The sequence below is a fragment of the Pseudomonas fitomaticsae genome (assembly GCF_021018765.1).
GTDB lineage: Bacteria > Pseudomonadota > Gammaproteobacteria > Pseudomonadales > Pseudomonadaceae > Aquipseudomonas > Aquipseudomonas fitomaticsae.
This window is the reverse complement of the sequence record NZ_CP075567.1, coordinates 5,530,192-5,547,570: the sequence shown is the minus strand read 5'-3', so window position 1 is coordinate 5,547,570 and position 17,379 is coordinate 5,530,192. Positions and strand designations below refer to the sequence as shown.

15 protein-coding genes and 1 pseudogene are annotated in these 17,379 nt (G+C 61.8%); 5 read left to right on the top strand and 11 right to left on the bottom strand.

Annotated features, from left to right (window positions below; all coding sequences use genetic code 11):
• Window positions 1–66: 66 nt before the first annotated feature.
• From KJY40_RS25040 to KJY40_RS25015, 6 genes are all read right to left on the bottom strand, one after another.
• On the bottom strand, window positions 67–1,383 hold the full coding sequence (locus KJY40_RS25040; RefSeq protein WP_230733412.1) for an OprD family porin: 1,317 nt from the start codon (window positions 1,381–1,383) through the stop codon (window positions 67–69).
• Between the two features lie 195 nt (window positions 1,384–1,578).
• A complete protein-coding gene (locus KJY40_RS25035) occupies window positions 1,579–1,800 on the bottom strand; it encodes a hypothetical protein (protein WP_230733410.1) in 222 nt (73 codons plus the stop codon).
• A 121-nt stretch (window positions 1,801–1,921) separates the two neighbouring features.
• The gene (locus tag KJY40_RS25030; protein WP_230733408.1) at window positions 1,922–3,286 is read right to left on the bottom strand and encodes a heavy metal sensor histidine kinase; all 1,365 of its coding nucleotides are present in this window, start codon (window positions 3,284–3,286) and stop codon (window positions 1,922–1,924) included.
• The gene (locus KJY40_RS25025; protein ID WP_003228008.1) at window positions 3,276–3,953 is read right to left on the bottom strand and encodes a heavy metal response regulator transcription factor; all 678 of its coding nucleotides are present in this window, start codon (window positions 3,951–3,953) and stop codon (window positions 3,276–3,278) included. The genes KJY40_RS25030 and KJY40_RS25025 overlap by 11 nt, the downstream gene beginning before the upstream one ends.
• A gap of 8 nt (window positions 3,954–3,961) precedes the next feature.
• Window positions 3,962–7,063 (bottom strand): multidrug efflux RND transporter permease subunit, encoded by a 3,102-nt coding sequence (locus tag KJY40_RS25020; protein ID WP_230733406.1) that lies wholly within the window; start codon window positions 7,061–7,063, stop codon window positions 3,962–3,964.
• Window positions 7,060–8,220, bottom strand: a complete 1,161-nt coding sequence (locus KJY40_RS25015; protein WP_230733404.1) for an efflux RND transporter periplasmic adaptor subunit — start codon at window positions 8,218–8,220, stop codon at window positions 7,060–7,062. The genes KJY40_RS25020 and KJY40_RS25015 overlap by 4 nt, the downstream gene beginning before the upstream one ends.
• A gap of 761 nt (window positions 8,221–8,981) precedes the next feature.
• Here KJY40_RS25015 and KJY40_RS25010 point away from each other — a divergent pair.
• The 3 genes and pseudogenes from KJY40_RS25010 (at window position 8,982) to KJY40_RS25005 (ending at window position 10,946) form a co-directional block, all read left to right on the top strand.
• Window positions 8,982–9,209, top strand: a complete 228-nt coding sequence (locus KJY40_RS25010; RefSeq protein ID WP_039765632.1) for a hypothetical protein — start codon at window positions 8,982–8,984, stop codon at window positions 9,207–9,209.
• 147 nt (window positions 9,210–9,356) lie between these two features.
• Window positions 9,357–9,638: pseudogene (locus KJY40_RS29840) on the top strand (PAS domain-containing protein); the annotation flags it as partial.
• A gap of 204 nt (window positions 9,639–9,842) precedes the next feature.
• Window positions 9,843–10,946 (top strand): methyl-accepting chemotaxis protein, encoded by a 1,104-nt coding sequence (locus KJY40_RS25005; RefSeq protein ID WP_407682009.1) that lies wholly within the window; start codon window positions 9,843–9,845, stop codon window positions 10,944–10,946.
• Here KJY40_RS25005 and KJY40_RS25000 read toward each other — a convergent pair.
• From KJY40_RS25000 to norR, 5 genes are all read right to left on the bottom strand, one after another.
• On the bottom strand, window positions 10,943–11,692 hold the full coding sequence (locus KJY40_RS25000; RefSeq protein ID WP_230733400.1) for a YkgJ family cysteine cluster protein: 750 nt from the start codon (window positions 11,690–11,692) through the stop codon (window positions 10,943–10,945). The genes KJY40_RS25005 and KJY40_RS25000 overlap by 4 nt on opposite strands.
• A gap of 87 nt (window positions 11,693–11,779) precedes the next feature.
• The gene (locus tag KJY40_RS24995; protein WP_230733397.1) at window positions 11,780–12,097 is read right to left on the bottom strand and encodes a hypothetical protein; all 318 of its coding nucleotides are present in this window, start codon (window positions 12,095–12,097) and stop codon (window positions 11,780–11,782) included.
• A gap of 61 nt (window positions 12,098–12,158) precedes the next feature.
• Window positions 12,159–12,617, bottom strand: coding sequence for a GNAT family N-acetyltransferase (locus KJY40_RS24990; protein WP_230737759.1), 459 nt, complete (start codon window positions 12,615–12,617; stop codon window positions 12,159–12,161).
• 27 nt (window positions 12,618–12,644) lie between these two features.
• Window positions 12,645–13,547, bottom strand: coding sequence for a chemotaxis protein CheV (locus KJY40_RS24985; protein WP_169431840.1), 903 nt, complete (start codon window positions 13,545–13,547; stop codon window positions 12,645–12,647).
• A gap of 123 nt (window positions 13,548–13,670) precedes the next feature.
• On the bottom strand, window positions 13,671–15,224 hold the full coding sequence (gene norR / locus KJY40_RS24980; RefSeq protein ID WP_230733395.1) for a nitric oxide reductase transcriptional regulator NorR: 1,554 nt from the start codon (window positions 15,222–15,224) through the stop codon (window positions 13,671–13,673).
• 163 nt (window positions 15,225–15,387) lie between these two features.
• Between norR and hmpA the strand changes: the two genes are divergently transcribed.
• Window positions 15,388–16,569 (top strand): NO-inducible flavohemoprotein, encoded by a 1,182-nt coding sequence (gene hmpA, locus KJY40_RS24975; protein ID WP_230733393.1) that lies wholly within the window; start codon window positions 15,388–15,390, stop codon window positions 16,567–16,569.
• A gap of 235 nt (window positions 16,570–16,804) precedes the next feature.
• Window positions 16,805–17,365 (top strand): ester cyclase, encoded by a 561-nt coding sequence (locus tag KJY40_RS24970; RefSeq protein WP_230733390.1) that lies wholly within the window; start codon window positions 16,805–16,807, stop codon window positions 17,363–17,365.
• The last annotated feature ends 14 nt before the right edge of the window (window positions 17,366–17,379 follow it).

Sequence of the window (17,379 nt, the reverse complement as noted above, 5' to 3'; positions counted from 1 at the left end):
CGCTTCGCTGCCACAGGCAAGAAAAAGGCCAGCGCATCAGGCTGGCCTTTTACTGTAGCGCCGATCTTAGAAGACGTTGATCGGGTAGTCGATGATCACACGGTATTCATCTGTGTCTGTATCCAGCGCGCCGTAACCGTTGCCTCCACGGTTGGTCGCCCATTGCAGACGTACCGCCAGGTCTTTGGCCTGACCGCTCTGCACCACGTATTTGAGATCGATGTCGCGCTCCCAGTGCTTGGCGTTGCGGCCTTCGGCGTTGTACCACGAGGCGTAACCCTTGCTGTCCGGGTCGACCTTGGTCAGGTCCAGCGTGCCGCGCGAGTAGGACAGCGACGAGGTCAGGCCCGGCAGACCGACGCCGGCGAAGTCGTAGGCGTACTTGAGTTTCCACGAGCGCTCGTTCGGGCCGTTGAAGTCCGAATACTGCTGCGAGTTGTCGAGGTAAACGCTGTCACCCTGGCTGATGTAATCGAACGGCGTGTTGCCGTTGACCCGCTGATACGCGGCGGTGACGCTGTGGCTGCCGACACCTACGGTGAAATGCAGGCTGTAGGTGTTGTTGTCGATGTTGCCCAGCAGCGCGTCGCCGGTGTCCTGCGTGTGATAGACGTGCAGGCCCGGGTTGAGGGTCACCCGATCATTCAGCGCCCAGGTGTAGTCGAGGTCGTAGTAGTACTGGTTCCAGATGTCCTTCAGCTCGGAGGCATACAGGCTGCTGGTCAGGCCTTCGACACCGCTCCAGGCCACGCCGGCCCAGTTCAGGTGCTGGCTCTTGTCGCCGTCGGCGAGGCTGCCGTAAGAGGTGCCGATGCGTTTGTGACCGCTCTGGTTGTAGGGCTTGGTGAAGCTGGCCTGGCCACCTTCGATCATCCAGCCATCGAAGCTGTGGTTGGTCAGGCTGAGGCCGCGAAAGGTCTGCGGCAGCATGCGCGTCTCGCCACCGGCGATCACCGGGTTGGCGAGGAACAGGTCGCCGGCCTTCAGCTCAGTATCGAATGCACGCGCTTTCAGGGTGCCGCCCGCCGTGGAGAACGAGCCCGGCGCTTTGCCGCTGCCGTCGCTGACTGGCAGGATGCTGGAATTATCGGTGCCACCACCGCCGTCGAGTTTCAAACCGAGCATGGCGTGGGCATCGATGCCGAAGCCGACCGTGCCTTCGGTGTAGCCCGACTCGAATTTGCCGAGGAAACCCTGGCCCCACTCGATGTTGTCATCCGCCCGCTGCAGACGGTTGCGGTTCATGTAGTAGTTGCGGGCGTTGAGGTTGAGGCTCGCACCTTCGACGAAACCTTGTTGCTCGGCTTCGGCAGCGTGGGCGGCGGGGGCAATCGTTGCGGCAATTGCAATGAACAGCGGGGTGAAGCGAACTGGGTAACGCACGTGCGGTAAAGCTCCTTGGGGTCAACTGACACTTCAATGTCTTGAGGTGCGGGATGTTTCTAATTGTTAAAGACGAACCGGACAGCTTACAGACCACAACGAAAAAAGGCCGCTGAAAATCAGCGGCCTGCAAGGACGACGGTTGAACGGGAAGAGCCAAACAACCGCGTCGAGGGAAACGGAGCGGTGCGCGCCTCAGCTGTCTTTCTCTGAAGCCTGAGTCCGGGAAGTTGCGGCCTGAGGGGCTTGCGTGGCGTCTTGAGCCTTGGCCATCACTTCTGCCTGATGCTGTTCGAATGCGTGAGCGCGAGCGGCGTTTTGCGCTACGAACGACTGCGATTCTTCAGCCATCGCCATTGGCGACAGGATCAATGAGGACAAAACGAAAGCGCTGGCAATACCCATACTGTTGGACATCTTGAAAACCTTCTTGCTTGGCAAGTGCTGTTTGGTGCGGGCAAAGATAAGGTTGCCGGGCGTTGGGAAACAGCGTGATTTTCATAAATGACTGTTGCGGGAATGGCAATGATCCCGGTCCTCAGACCGGTAAATGAATCCCGAAGGTATTCATCCCGCGATCACTGCGCACAAACACATCCCCCCCATGCATCAGCGCAATCGCCTTGACGATCGCCAGCCCCAATCCGTGGTTGTTGCCACTATTGCTGCGCGACGCATCGACCCGGTAGAAGCGCTCAAACAACCGAGGCAAATGTTCGCTGGCAATCGGTGAGCCGGGGTTGGCCACGCCGATGCTGACCTGATGCTCCTCGACCGCAATCTGCACTTCGATCACCTGACCGGGCGCGGTGTGTTGTACCGCGTTGCTCAGCAGATTGATCAAGGCCCGGCGCAGATGAGCGATCTCGATCTGCACCTGCGCATCGCCGCTTACCCGAACCTGGACCTGTGCGTCTTCGAGGATGAAGTCGAGATATTCGAGGGTGGTCGCCACTTCATCGGCCAGCGAGGTCGAGGTCAGTTTGGTGGCCTTGCTGCCCTGATCGGCGCTGGCCAAAAACAGCATGTCGTTGATGATCGAACGCAGGCGTTCCAGTTCTTCGAGGTTGGATTGCAGCACTTCGAAATAGTGTTCGGCAGAGCGTCCGCGAGTGAGGGCGACCTGGGTCTGGCCGATCAGGTTGGTCAGCGGCGAGCGCAGCTCATGGGCGACGTCGGCGTTGAAGGATTCCAGCCGCGAATAGGCTTGTTCGACCCGCTCCAGCGTCGAGTTGAACGAGTCGACGAACTGCTCCAGTTCCGGCGGCAACGGCGACAGACGCAGACGCCCGGCCCGCAACGGCGGCGCCAGACGCTGGGCTTCGTGGGACAGTTTGATCAACGGCTTGAGGCCGATCCGCGCCACCCAGTAACCCAATGCCGAGGCCAGCAGCACACCGATCACCGCCAGGCTGACCAGCGCAATCAGCAACTGATGCTGGGTCTGGTGAAAGGTCTCGGTGTCGATACCGATCATGAAGCGCAGGGGCGGGCGTTGATCCTTGGCTGGCAACTCGGTCAGCAACACTTTGAGCGGATAGGGATGGTCCGGCAGTTGCAGGTCGCGCATGCCCAGCGGGCCTTGGGCGAACGCGCGGATCAAGGCATCCAGCTCGCCGAACTCGTAGCCCGGATTGCCGCTGACCACCCAGAAACGGATGCGCTTGTCTTCTTCGCCGAGCAGCTTGAGCTTGGCGTTGATCTTCACCCAATGCTCCGGCGTGCCATAGCGATTGAGCGCGGATTCGAGCACGCTGTAACGCGCATCGAGTTCCGCTTCCGGCAGCAGGCCCAGGCCTTTGTCCACTTGTTGATACAGCGCGCCGCCGATTAACAGGAACACCAGCAGTGCCACCAGCGTGAACATCCCGCTCAGGCGCAGGGCGATGGAATTACTGGACACCGCGGCTCTCCAGCACATAACCCATGCCCCGGATCGTGTGCAGCAGTTTCTCGTCGAACGGCCCGTCGAGCTTGGCCCGCAGACGCTTGATCGCGACTTCGACCACGTTGGCGTCGCTGTCGAAATTGATGTCCCAGACCATTTCCGCAATCGCGGTTTTCGAGAGGATTTCGCCCTGGCGCCTGGCGAGCACGCTGAGCAGTGAAAACTCCTTCGCGGTCAGATCCAGCCGGGTGCCGGCGCGGGTGGCCTTGCGGCTGATGAGATCAATCCACAGGTCGGCGATGCTCACTTGCACCGGTTCATGGCCACCACTGCGCCGGGTCAGCGCTTGCAGGCGCGCCACCAGTTCGAGGAAGGAAAACGGTTTGCCGAGGTAGTCGTCGGCGCCGTCGCGCAGGCCTCGGATCCGGTCTTCGACCCGCTCGCGGGCGGTGAGCATGATCACCGGCGTCTGCTTGCGCGCACGCAATGCGCGCAGCACGCCAAAGCCATCAAGGCCCGGCAGCATCACGTCGAGGACGATCACCGCGTAGTCGCTTTCCAGCGCCAGGTGCAGGCCCTCGACGCCGTCGCGGGCCAGATCCACGGTGTAACCCTGTTCCGTCAGGCCGCGGTGCAGGTAGTCCGCGGTTTTCTCTTCGTCTTCGATAATCAGAACGCGCATGACCCGCCTCAGTCTGTCGTTGCCAGCGCCGCGATGGGCGCAGGTTTGGGCTTGTGGAACAGCCGCTCGAGCCACAAGTATATGACCGGCGTGGTGAACAGCGTCAGCATCTGGCTGACCAGCAGGCCGCCGACAACCGCGATCCCCAGCGGCTGGCGCAGTTCGGCGCCGGTGCCGTAACCGAGCATCAGCGGCAGCGCGCCGAGCAGGGCGGCGAGGGTGGTCATGATGATCGGCCGGAACCGCGTGATACACGCTTCGAAAATCGCATCCTGCGCAGACAACCCGCGATGGCGCTGCGCTTCAAGCGCGAAGTCGATCAACAGGATGCCGTTCTTCTTGACGATACCGATCAGCAGCACCAGTCCGATCAGCGCCATGATCGAAAAGTCCTGGCCGCAGATCCACAACATGATCACCGCGCCGAGACCGGCTGCCGGCAAGGTCGAGATGATCGTCAGCGGATGGACGAAGCTCTCGTACAGCACGCCGAGAATGATGTACACCGCCACCAGCGCCGCGAGAATCAGCCACGGCTGACTTTTCAGCGAACTCTGGAACGCCTGGGCCGCGCCCTGGAAGTTGCCGCTGATCGCGGTCGGCATGCCGATCTCGGCCTTGGCCTGATTGAGCAGGATTACCGCGTCACCCAGCGCGACGCCGGGCGCCAGGTTGAACGACAGGTTGGCGGCCGGGAACATGCCGTCATGGGCGATGGACAGCGGGCCGATGGTCGGCGCGTCGAATCGGGCCAGCGCCGACAGCGGCACCATTTCCCCGCTGAGCGGCGAGCGCAGGTAGAAATAGTTGAGGCTTTCAGCCTTGCCGCGCTGCTTGGTGTCCAGTTCCAGGATCACGTTGTACTGGTTGACCTGGGTCTGGAACTCGTTGATCTGCCGCTGACCGAAGGCATCGTACAGCGCCTCGTCGACATCACTCGCCGTCAGGCCAAAACGCGCGGCGGCGCTGCGGTCGATGCTGATGTGAGTGATGCTGCCGCCCAGTTGCAGGTCGTTGGAAATGTCACGGAACGCCGGGATGCTGCGCAGTTTTTCCGTGAGCTTCTGGGTCCAGGTGGCGAGCGTCGGTCCGTCGTTGCTCTTGAGCACGTATTGGTACTGCGCACGGCTAGGGCCGGAGCTGAGGTTGATGTCCTGGCCGGCGCGCAGGTAAAGCACGATGCCGGGGACTTTCATCAATTGCGGACGAATGCGGTCGATGAACTGGCTGGCCGAGACGTCTCGCTCACCCCGTGGTTTCAGGGCAATCCAGAAGCGACCGTTGGCGATGGTCTGGTTGCTGCCGGATACGCCGACCGAGTGGGAAAACGCCTGCACGGCCGGATCGGCGGCGACGATTTCGGCCATCGCCAGGTGTTTTTTCACCATGTCGCTGTAGGAGATATCGGCGGCGGCTTCGGTGGTGCCGAGGACGAAACCGGTGTCCTGAACCGGGAAGAAACCCTTGGGGATAAACACGTAGCCGCCAATCGCCAGCGCGACGGAAACGCCGAACACGCCGATCATCAGTTTCTGGTGGGCGAGGGCGCGGCGCAGGCCTTTTTCGTACCAGCCGAGCAGGCGCTCGCTGAAGCCCGGTGTGTCATGGGCGTGATGCACCGGTTTGCGCATGAACAGCGCTGCCAGCGTCGGCGCCAACGTCAGGGATACCACCACGGAAATCATGATGGTCGAGGTGGCTGTCAGGGCGAACTCCTTGAACAGGCGCCCGACCACGCCGCCCATGAACAGCAGCGGAATGAACGCGGCCACCAGCGAGAAACTGATCGAGACCACGGTGAAACCGATCTCGCCAGCGCCCTTGATCGCGGCGTCGCGCATGCTGTCGCCGGCCTCGAGGTGACGGTGGATGTTTTCCACCACCACGATCGCATCGTCGACCACGAAACCTACCGCCACGACGATGGCCACCAGCGTCAGGTTATTCAGACTGAAACCGAGCAAGTACATCAGGGCGAAACTGGCGGTCAGTGACACACCGAGTACCGCCGACACAATCATCGTTGCCGACAGCTGGCGCAGGAACAGCGCCATTACTGCCACCACCAGCAGGATCGCGATCAGCAGGGTGATTTCCACTTCATGCAGCGAGGCGCGGATGGTCTGGGTGCGGTCGATCAGGGTTTTGACCTGTACCGAGGCCGGCAGCATGGCTTCGAGGCCGGGCAGGGCGGCCTGAATCCGGTCCACGGTTTCGACGATGTTGGCGCCGGGCTGGCGGGAGATCACCAGGTTCACGCCCGGTCGATCACCGGCCCAGGCCTGCACGTAGGCATCCTCCGAACCGTTGACGACTTTCGCCACATCCTTGAGGTGAACCGGGGCGCCGTCCTTGTAGGAAACGATGAGCTGGCTGTATTCCTCTGGATGGAACAACTGGTCGTTGGTCGACAGCGTGGAAATGCTCGAGTCGCCGTACAACGCACCCTTGGCGAGGTTGAGACTGGTCTGCTGGATCGCCACACGAATATCGGCAAGGGTCAGGCCGATGGCCGCCAGTTTGTCGGCCGAAGCCTGAACGCGGATTGCCGGACGTTGCTGACCGGTGATGTTGATCTGGCCTACGCCGTCGATCTGACTGATCTGACGCGCAAGCAGGGTTTCCACCAGATCGCTGAGCTCGGTGCCGGGCATTTGCGTGGAGCTGACGCTAAGGATCAGCACCGGGCTGTCGGCCGGGTTGACCTTCTTCCAGGTCGGCAGGGTCGGCATATCTTTCGGCAGTTTGCCGGCGGCGGTGTTGATCGCGGCCTGCACTTCCTGAGCGGCGGTGTCGATGCTCTTGTCGAGGGTGAATTGCAGGGTCAGCAGGCTGGAGCCCAGCGCACTGCTGGAGGTCATCTGGGTCATGCCGGGAATGGCGCTGAATTGCACCTCCAGCGGCGTGGCCACGGACGAGGCCATGGTGTCCGGACTGGCGCCGGGCAATTGGGCGGAGACCTGGATCGTCGGAAATTCCGCTTCCGGCAGTGGGGCAATCGGCAAGCGTGGGAAGGCAATCACCCCGACCAGTACCAGCGCGATGGTCAGCAGAATCGTCGCCACCGGGTGATCGATGCACCAGGTCGAAACGCCTTTGTGCTGCTTCATGGCTTGGGCTCCGCTTGCACCACCTGCGGCGGTTCGCTCATGACCTGCACGGTCGAACCGGGCTTGAGCCGCGACTGGCCGTCACTGACCAGCACGTCGCCGGGTTTCACGCCCTTGATGATGTCCTGGCCGCTGCCCTGATAAACCATCTGCACCTGCACGGCTTCAACCTTGTCGCCGTTGACCCGGTACACGAAGTGTTGATCGAGGCCGCGTTGTACGACGGTGGGCGGAACCACCAGCGCATCTTTATCCAGTGCTGTCTGAATCTTTACCGTTACCAGCAGGCCGGGCCAGAGCTTCTGGTTCGGGTTGTCGAACTCGGCCTTGGCGCGGATGGTGCCGGTGTTGGCGTTGATCTGGTTGTCGATCAGGGTCAGGTGACCTTCGCCCAGCAGGTTGCCGGTTTCGCCGTCGGTGTCGGCGCCAATGTAGGCCTTGACCTGCGCGCGCTGTGGATCGCTGATCAGGCCTTGCAGGGTTGGCAGCATTTGCTGGGGCAGGGAGAACTCGACGGCGATCGGGTCGATCTGGGTCACGGTGAACAGACCCTGGGTGTCGGTCATGCGCAGGAAGTTGCCTTCGTCGACCGTGCGAATCCCGACGCGACCGGTGACCGGGGAGCGAATCTGGGTGTAGGAAAGTTGGACCTGAGCCGCATCAATCGAGGCCTGATTGCCCTGGGCGGTGGCCTTGAGCTGGTTGACCAGTGCCTGTTGCTGGTCGTAGGTCTGCTTCGATACACCGTCGTCGACGCTGAGCAGTTTGTAGCGCTTGAGGTTGACCAGAGCGACTTGCAGTTGCGCCTGGCTTTCGCCCAGTTGCGCCCGGGCCTGATCGAGGCTGGCGCGGATCGAGCGGTCGTCGATGGTGGCGAGCAGGTCGCCTTGTTTCACCAACTGTCCTTCCTTGACCAAAAGCTTGGTGAGGATGCCGTCGATCTGTGGGCGCACCACGACGCTGTGCAGCGAGAGGACCGAGCCGATGCCGCTGGTGTAGCGGGGGATGTCTTTTTCGCTGACGGCGACGACTCGCACCGGGATGGCGGTGGGGGTTGCGAGTTTGGCCGGGGCGGGTTTCAGGGTGAACCACAGGGCGCCGACTGCGAAAGCGATCAGCAGGATAGCGAGCAGGGCCTTTTTCTTCTGGATTTGCATGCTTGTGGGGCGCCAGGGGGACGGGGTTTGGGCAGGTTTTGTCTTTATAAACTTGTTTGGGGGTCAGGAGGGTGACGGCTAGCTGACGGCGCTGTCAGTTTCGGCTTTTGGCTTGGCGGCCTTTGGGCCGACCATGCTTTGGGTGTTCTTTGTGAATATCCGTTTCTTCGGGTGTTACGGATGGCGGTTCCGCTCTTACAGCGGCTCACTTTTTCAAACGCCAAAAAGTAAGCAAAAGGCTTGGCCCCTGCGTTCGGCGCCTCGCTGTGGCTCGGCGTTCCTTCGTTCCGGGATTCATCCGGGGGCATCGCCTACGGTTTGCTTCGCTGCACCTCCTCTCGATGCATGCGGCTGCGCCGCACGGTCGCTGCGCTCCCACCCCCGGATAAATCCCTCCACTCAGCCTGCCGGTGGGGCCAAAAGATCAAGAGCTTTACTCGAGCTAACGCTCATCGTGTTGAGTGGTGGGAAGCGAGAGGCGAGAAGCGACTGCTTACTGCTTGATCGTTCCCACGCTCCGCGTGGAATGCAGCCCGGGACGCTCCGCGTTCCATTTTCGGATGTTTGGAAATGTGTGGTGTGTACCGTTTGTTGTTGCAGTGCTTTTGGGTTGGTTGGGGGAACTGATCCGTTAGTCGACCCGTTCGTAAAAGCCGCCGGTCGAACTCTTTTTGGGACTCTTTAAACTCCGCACACGCAGGTATACTGCCCGCTTTCGCGGCTCGTCCACCGGGCCGGTCTTTTTGCTTCGCGGAGCTTTCATGACTTCCCCAATCGACAACGCTGTGAGCGATGTCCCGGCAGAGCTGGCCGAGGCCGGCGAATCCAAACCGACCATTCCTGCGTTCAAGTTTCCGTTCAAACCAGGTGAGTTGGCGGCTGCCAAAGCGGCCAAGCAGCCGCAGTTCAAGGGCAAGGACGGTGATCGTCACGCCAAGATTCCGGGTGTGGCGCCGTCGGGCACTCGCCGTTCGATGGGTAAGCGCTGATTCATTCCCGCCTCGGCCGTCGCTGTGATTTTCGGTCACAGTGATGGCTAATTGCTCAGTTCCTGAGCCAGATCAACGTTTAACCAGTTAGTGCGCTTAGAGTCAGCAGCCCTGCCGACTCTTTCCAATAAAACGAGCGCGCTTTCCATGAAGATCAATCTCCCGGTGACCGGGCGCAATGTCGATGTTGCGCCGGATGCGAACATTCTCTCGACCACCGATCTGACCAGCGCGATCACCTACGCCAACGACGATTTCATCAAGATCAGCGGTTACAGCCGCGACGAGCTGCTGGGTGCGCCGCACAATTTGCTGCGTCATCCGGACATGCCCGCGCAGGCGTTTGCCCATATGTGGCAGACGCTCAAGCGTGGGCGGTCGTGGATGGGGTTGGTGAAGAATCGTTGCAAGAACGGTGATCACTACTGGGTCAGTGCCTATGTCACGCCGGTCACGCAGAACGGTGCGGCTGTGGAGTTTCAGTCGGTACGCACGCGGCCGGATGCCCGGCAGATTGCTGCGGCGGAGCGGACGTATGCGCAGTTGCGTGAGGGGCGGGTGTCGCGTTGGCAGCGACTGCCGAGCCTGAGTTTGCGGGCGAAGATCATGGCGTTGACCAGTTCGGTGCTGGCGGTGGTGCTGGGGATTGAAGCCTGGTTGCGGCCGGAGTCCTTGGGCATCGAAGCCGCTGCGTTGGTGGCCGGCAGTGGTGCGTGTGCGCTGGGTGTGGGTTGGTTATTGCGGCCGCTGGAGCGTCTGACCGAGCGTGCGCGTTTGATTGCCGACAACCCGTTGAGTCAGGGCATTTATACCGGGCGGCAGGATCAGTTCGGGCAGATCGAGTTTGCCTTGCAGATGCTCGAAGCCCAGGTCGGTGCGGTGGTCGGGCGGATCGGTGATGCCTCGCAGCGACTGGCCGGGCATGCGGCGCAGCTGGTCGATCATCTGCACAGCAGTCACACCAGCACGTTGGCGCAGCAGGCGGAAACCGATCAGGTGGCGGCGGCGATTCATCAGATGGCGGTCAGTGTGGCCGAGGTCGCCAGCCATGCGCAGCAGGCGTCGGTGGCGGCCGATATGGCGGGGACGGAAACCCGTGAGGGGCATCTGCTGGTTGGCGAGAGTCGCAGTGCGGTGTTGCGGCTGGCCGAGGAGTTGGGGCGGGCGACCGAGGTGATTCATCAGCTCGAAGGCCATAGCAGCGAGATTTCCGGGGTGCTGGAGGTGATTCGCAGCATCGCCGAGCAGACCAACCTGCTGGCGCTCAACGCCGCGATCGAAGCGGCGCGGGCCGGGGATGCCGGGCGCGGGTTTGCGGTGGTGGCCGATGAGGTGCGTGGTCTGGCCCAGCGCACCCAGCAGTCGACCAATGAGATTCAACGGATGATCAGCACCCTGCAAAACGGCGCGCGGGATGCGGTGCTGGTGATGCAGCAGAGCAGCGAGCATGTGGATAACAGCGTCGAACAGGCGCAGCGCGCGGCTCGGGCACTGGACGGGATCAGCGGGCGGGTCGAGCAGATCACCGAGATGAGTCTGCAGATTGCGGCGGCGGTTGAAGAACAGAGCGCGGTGAGCGAGGACATCAACCGCAACATCGTCAGCATCCGCACGGCCTGCGAGCTGACGGTGGATGAAGGGCGGCAGAGCCAGCTCAACTCACAGGATGTGGCGGGGCTGGCGGGGGATTTGCGTTCGCTGGCGCGGGAGTTCTGGGGGCGACGGCAGGGCGCTTAGGCCGCTCGCAGGGAAATGAACGCGTAGGTCTGCGGCGGTTCGGACACCACTTGTGCCCCGGCCGCCCGCACTTGCCCGGCGATGTCGTCGCCGGAAACATGGAACAGCCATTCGCTGTCACCAGCATTCAACGGTTGCGCCGTGACCTGATCGATCACCGAGACAAACGCACCCATATCCGGCAGATACGCGGTAAAGCCGTCGCCCTTGAGCGCGGTGGTGCGGATGCCGAGCAAGCCGCAGATCGCATCCTTGATCCGGATGTCGTCGCGATCCGCCTGACGGGAGCGCTGGATCAGCGTCACCAGTTCCTGATCCACCAGTTCATTACCGACGATCAGTTGCGGCCCTTGCTCCCAGGATTCCGGCGGGCAGTCCTTGGCCGCAGGGTTCAGCGGGATGTGCGGATTGATTTCGGCGGGATAGATGCGGCACACCAGCGGTCGGCGTTCGTAGATGCGGCACAGCTTGTCTTCGTCAAGATTCCGGCAGGGGCCGACGTTGTAGGCGGCGAAAGTGATTGCCACATGAGCGTCGGACATTCCGCTGCGCACCACCGCCGAACGCCGTTGCGCATGTTCGCGCTGCTGTTCCGGCAAGCCCAGGCCGTTGGCGAGAAACGCCTCCACCAGCACGATCACCTGACCGCCGTCATCCGCCCACATGCGGGCTTCGGCCAGGGTCAGGGGCACGTGGTGATCGGTGCAGCATTTGCCGCAACCTACGCAGGAAAAGGTCGTATTCATTGAGCGGGCAATCTTCAATCAGGGTGTGAATCGGCGACATAAAGCCGTCGTACAGGCCCGGAGTGAAGCAAGTTGTGCGCCATTGGCTCAGGGTTTGGCGGTCGGGCGGATCGAGTCCCATTCGGTGACGAACGCGGTTTTCGACTTTTTGTTGTACAGGCACAGCTCGGTGCCTTGCTGGCCCTTCATGTGTTTTTGCGGGTACTGGCCTTGCAGCAACAGGGCGGTGTAGCCGACGCGGTCATCGAATTGCGCGGCGTTGCCGACCGGTTTGGCGTTTTTCAGACCGCTGGCCTTGGTGCAGCTGGCGAGCACGGTTTTGTCGTAGGCCGCCCAGGCGTCGGGGCTGGAGGCGTGGGCCAACGGGGCGATGAGGCAAAGCGCAGAGAGGGCGAGGCGTTTCATGGTTCGGGCATCCTTGGAAGTTGATCGCCAAGGTTGGAGTATGCCGCAGGATTTTAGTTTGTCAGTCCGGCACCATCTCCCGGCGAACCACATACATTCCAGACATTTCGTACAAGCGCTGCGCCCGGCGGTTGTCTTCCAACACCTTCAGATCGACAAAACCCTCGCGGCGATCCTGAAACACCTTGAACGCATGAAGCAGCAGCGCCCGACCCAATCCACGTCCTTGGGCCCGAGGATGCACCACCAGATTCTTGATGTAGGAACTGGTCCAGCATTGCGCCACGCCGATGACGCCGTCGGCATCGCTGGCAATGAAACACAGTGCCGGATCATATTCAGGATCGTTCTCGAACTGCTGTTGCCAGACGTCCAGCGCCGGCACTCGACCACCACCTTCGCGGTAGCCGATCTGCATCAGTTCATGCACGGCGGATGCGCGTTCGGCGCTGTAGGTCGTGAGTTCGATACCGTTCGGCCATTTGATGGCCGGCACGTCCTGGCTCAGGTCGCGCCGCATCAGGAAGCAGAACGTCTCGCTCAAGACTCAGTAACCCTGAGCGGCGACATGTTTGGCTGCTTCGATCAGGCAGTGGGTCAGCTCCGGCGAGGAGAACTTGGTCAGCACGCCATTGGCACCGGCGAGGCGGGCCTTTTCGCTGTTCATCGCGCTGTCCAGCGAGGTGTGCAGCAGCACGTAGAGGTGGGCGAAGTCCGGCGTCTCGCGCAGGGTGCGGGTGAAGGCGTAACCGTCCATCTCGGACATTTCAATGTCGGAGACGATCAGGTTGATCTGCTGCGCCGTGCCTTGCAGGTCCAGCAGACAGTCGATGGCTTCCTTGGCGCTGCGCGCGGTGTGGCATTGCAGGCCGAGGTTGCGCAGGGTGTGCACCGATTGCTGCAGCGCCACCTGGCTGTCGTCGACCACCAGGATCCGCGCGTTGCCCAGCACTTCGGCGTCTTCCATGCTCAGCTCGGTCGGAGCCATTTCGATCTGTGCCGGGGCGATGCCGTGGATGACTTTTTCGATGTCCAGCACCTGCACCAGCGTGCCGTCGACCGAGGTCACGCCGGTTATGTAGGCACGCGAACCGCCGGAACCGAACGGCGGCGGTTTGATGTCGGTGGTCAGGCAATGCACGATCTTGCTCACCGCCTGCACATGCAGGCCCTGTTTCGAGCGGCTGACGTCGGTGACGATCAGGCAGCCGCCGTTCGGGTCTTCCAGCGGCCGCTCGCCGATGGCGCGGCTCAGGTCGATCACCGACAGCGAAGCACCGCGCAGGGTGGCGATGCCTTTGACGTGCGGGTGTGACTCCGGCAGCTTGGTCAGCGGCGGGCAGGGGATGATTTCACTGACCTTCAGCAGGTTGATCGCCATCAGCTTGCCGCTGCGCAAGGTAAACAGCAGAAGCGAAAGTGAATCTGCGCGGGCTTTGTTGGAAGACATAAAAACCTTCTGTGGAAAAAGGTGAGCGGCGATCGCACGGATCGCCAGCAGGTATCGATGCCGGGTTATCGACTTGTAACCGGCAGGCTTTAGGGATTCTGGCGCCAATCCGACGGCGGGACTTTATTTCATACCCAAGCGCTTGGCCATGCGCCCGAGATTCGCCCGGTCCAGCCCCAGCTCACGGGCGGCACTGGCCCAGTTGTCCCGGTTACGCTCAAGTGCTGCGCTGATCAACTGCCGCTGATACTGCTCGGTGGCTGCACGCAGATCTCCGCTGATCAATGGCAGGGCGGCAGTCGCTTCGGACGGCGCCGGCGAGTTATCCACAACCTCGCGCGGCAGATCGAGGTCCATCGCGCTCAAGCTGAGAATCTTCGGCCGCACCTTGCAGTTGCCCAGCGCCTTAAGCGCGCTGCGCCCAATCAAATGCTCCAGCTCCCGCACGTTGCCCGGCCAGGTGTAGGCCAGCAGCGCCTCCTGGGCTTCGCTGTTCAGGCGCAGGCTGTTGAGGCCCATGCGCGAGCGGTTCTGTTCCAGAAAATAGCCGCTGAGCAGCAACACATCGCGGCCCCGATCCCGCAGGGCCGGGACCCGCAACGGGTAGACGCTGAGGCGATGGTAGAAGTCGGCGCGGTAGCGGCCGCTGCGTACTTCTTCGGCCAGGTCGCGGTTGGTCGCAGCGATCAGGCGCACGTCGACCTGATGCTCCTTGTCCGAACCCAGGCGCTGCAACTGGCCGCTCTGCAAAACCCGCAACAGCTTGGCCTGGACGGTCAGCGACAACTCGCCGACTTCATCGAGAAACAGCGTGCCACCGTTGGCCAGTTCGAACTTGCCGCGCCGGTCGCTGGTGGCGCCGGTGAAGGCGCCGCGCACGTGGCCGAACAGTTCGCTTTCCACCAGGGTGTCCGGCAGGGCCGCGCAGTTGAGGCTGATGATTGGTTTGTCGGCGCGTTTGGAAGCGGCGTGAATGGCTTGGGCCACCAGTTCCTTGCCGACCCCGGTTTCCCCGGTGATCAGCACGGTCAGGTCGCTGCCGCCGACCAGATTGATTTCTTCCACCAGCCGCTTATGCGCCTTGCTCTGGCCGATCATTTCGCGGTTCTGCTGGCCACTGGCCTGGCGATACACCTCGGCGCGCTGGTGTTCGTCCTCGGCCCGAATCGCCAGACGTTCGATGCGTTCGGCGGCATTGACCGTGGCCGAGGCGAGGCTGGCGAAGGCTTGCAGCGCATCGAGTTCGATCGGCTCGAAACGCTCTGGATCGAGCGCGTCGAGGGTAATCAGGCCCCAGAGTTTTTCATCGACGAACAACGGACAGCCGAGGCAATCGTGAACTTCGAGGTGGTCGTCGAGGCCGTCGACCAGTCCGTCGTACGGATCGGGCAAATCGCTGTCGGCGGCGAAGCGAGTCGGCCCATCACCGGCCAGCAGCACTTCGAAGCGCGGGTGTTCGCTGACCTTGAAGCGGCGGCCGAGGGTATCGGTGCTCAAGCCGTCCACGGCCAGTGGCACCAGCCATTCACCGTCGAGACGCAACAGTGCGGCGGCATCGCAGGGCAGCAAGGCGCGCATGGCTTCGAGCAAGCGTCGGTAGCGCTCGCCTTCGGGCAGTTCGCGGGACAGGTCGGAGACCAGTGGGAGCAGGGCGGTGAGCAATGATTTGGCGGACATGGGCTTGTAGTCAAAGAGACACGTTGTAGTCGAAGCGACTATAGAGGTGCTTGTGTCGATCTGACTACATAATTTTCAAGCTATTGATTTATATGAATAAAATAGTTGGCACGAATACTGGAATAGGTAAGGCACTTTTAGAGAAAGCTCAGGAGTCACCCTTATGCTTAGCGTCCAGGATCGTGCCATCGTCAAATCCACTGTGCCTCTGCTGGAAAGCGGCGGCGAAGCGCTGATCACCCATTTCTACCGCATGATGCTCTCCAAGTACCCGGAAGTCCGCCCGCTGTTTAACCAGGCCCACCAGGCCAGCGGTGACCAGCCCCGCGCCCTGGCAAACGGCGTGTTGATGTACGCCCGTCACATCGATCAACTCGACCAGTTGGGCGATCTGGTGGCGAAGATCATCAACAAGCACGTGGCCCTGCAGATCCTGCCGGAACACTACCCAATCGTTGGCACCTGCCTGCTGCGCGCCATCTCCGAAGTGCTCGGCGAAGAAATCGCCACGCCAGAAGTGATGAGCGCCTGGGGCGCGGCCTACGGTCAGTTGGCCGAGATCCTGATCGGCGCCGAAACCGCCATTTATGACCAGAAAGAACAGGCTGTCGGCGGCTGGCGCGGGGCGCGTGAATTCATCGTCGCGGCCAAGGTCGAGGAGAGCGCGGAAATCATTTCGTTCTACTTCGAGCCGGCGGACAAGGGCCCGATCCTCGCAGCCGAGCCAGGGCAGTACATCGGTATGAAGCTGATCCTCGACGGCGAAGAAATCCGCCGCAACTATTCGCTGTCGGCCCTGGCCAACAAAGGCCAATACCGCATCAGCGTCAAACGCGAACCGGGCGGCCGCGCCTCCAATTACCTGCACGATCAACTGCACGTCGGCGCCAGCATTCAGCTGTTCCCGCCATCGGGCGAGTTCACCCTGACTGCCAGCGCCAAACCGCTGGTGCTGATCAGCGGCGGCGTCGGCATCACTCCGACGCTGGCGATGCTGGAAGCGGCGCTGGAAACCGAGCGTCCGGTGTACTTCATCCACAGCGCGCGCAATGGCAGCGTGCATGCGTTTCGTGACTGGATCGATGGTCTGGCTGCACGTCATCCGCAGCTCAAGCGCTTCTATTGCTACGCCGAAGATGACGGCGTGAGCCCGGCGGCGGACAAGGTCGGGTTGTTGAGCGAGGAGCAACTGGGCGAGTGGCTGCCGGCGGAGCGTGATGTGGACGCCTACTTCCTCGGGCCGAAAGGTTTCATGGGGGCGATCAAGCGTCACCTGAAGGCGCTGGGGGTGCCGGAGAAGCAGAGCCGGTATGAGTTCTTCGGGCCGGCTGCTGCTCTGGAATGATCTGAAACCGGGTCGCCCTCATCGCGGGCAAGCCCGCTCCCACAGGTTCGGTGCCGTTCACAAATTGTGTATACGACGCCAATCCCTGTGGGAGCTGGCTTGCCAGCGATTGGCCGTTACGCGGACTTGATTCTTAAATTCTGTTTAAAGGTTAATCGTTTCTTAACCGGTTTATCGTTTATTCCCCGATGCTGATGATAGGCGCTCGTTCGTTTACATGATCAGGATCGCCCCCATGTCGCACTTCGCCTCTTCCCGTCGTTTCAGCCTGGCCACTTTGGGCCTGTCGGTTGCCTTGCTGTCCAGTCCGTTTGCGTTCGCCGAATCCGCCTTGATCGAACCCCAGACCCTGATCGTCGATCAGAGCCTGCCCAAGGCGCAGCGAGATGCGATGGAACTGGCGGCGCGGCGTTACGGCAGTTTCTGGAACACGGGCGAAGAGGCGTTGGCCACCGCCGCCCTGTCGCCGCAGTTCGTCGACAAGACCCCGCCGGAAGGCCGGGTGCAGGGGCCGACCGGGCCGCTGCTGGCGTCGAAGTTCTTTCGCACGGCGGTGCCGGACTTGAGTTGCGAGATCGAGCAAATGATCGTCGCCGGGGATCGCGTGGTGGTGCATCTGCACTTTCGCGGGCATTTCACCGGCACGTTCAAGGCTCTCAAAGGGCAGGGCCAGGGTGTAGACTTCCGGGCAACCGATATCTATCAGATCGACAACGGTCGCATCGCGGCCAATTGGCATATCGAAGACAACATCAGCCTGATGGCGCAACTGCAAGCGCAGCCGCCGGCCAGCTGAACCATGGACATGAA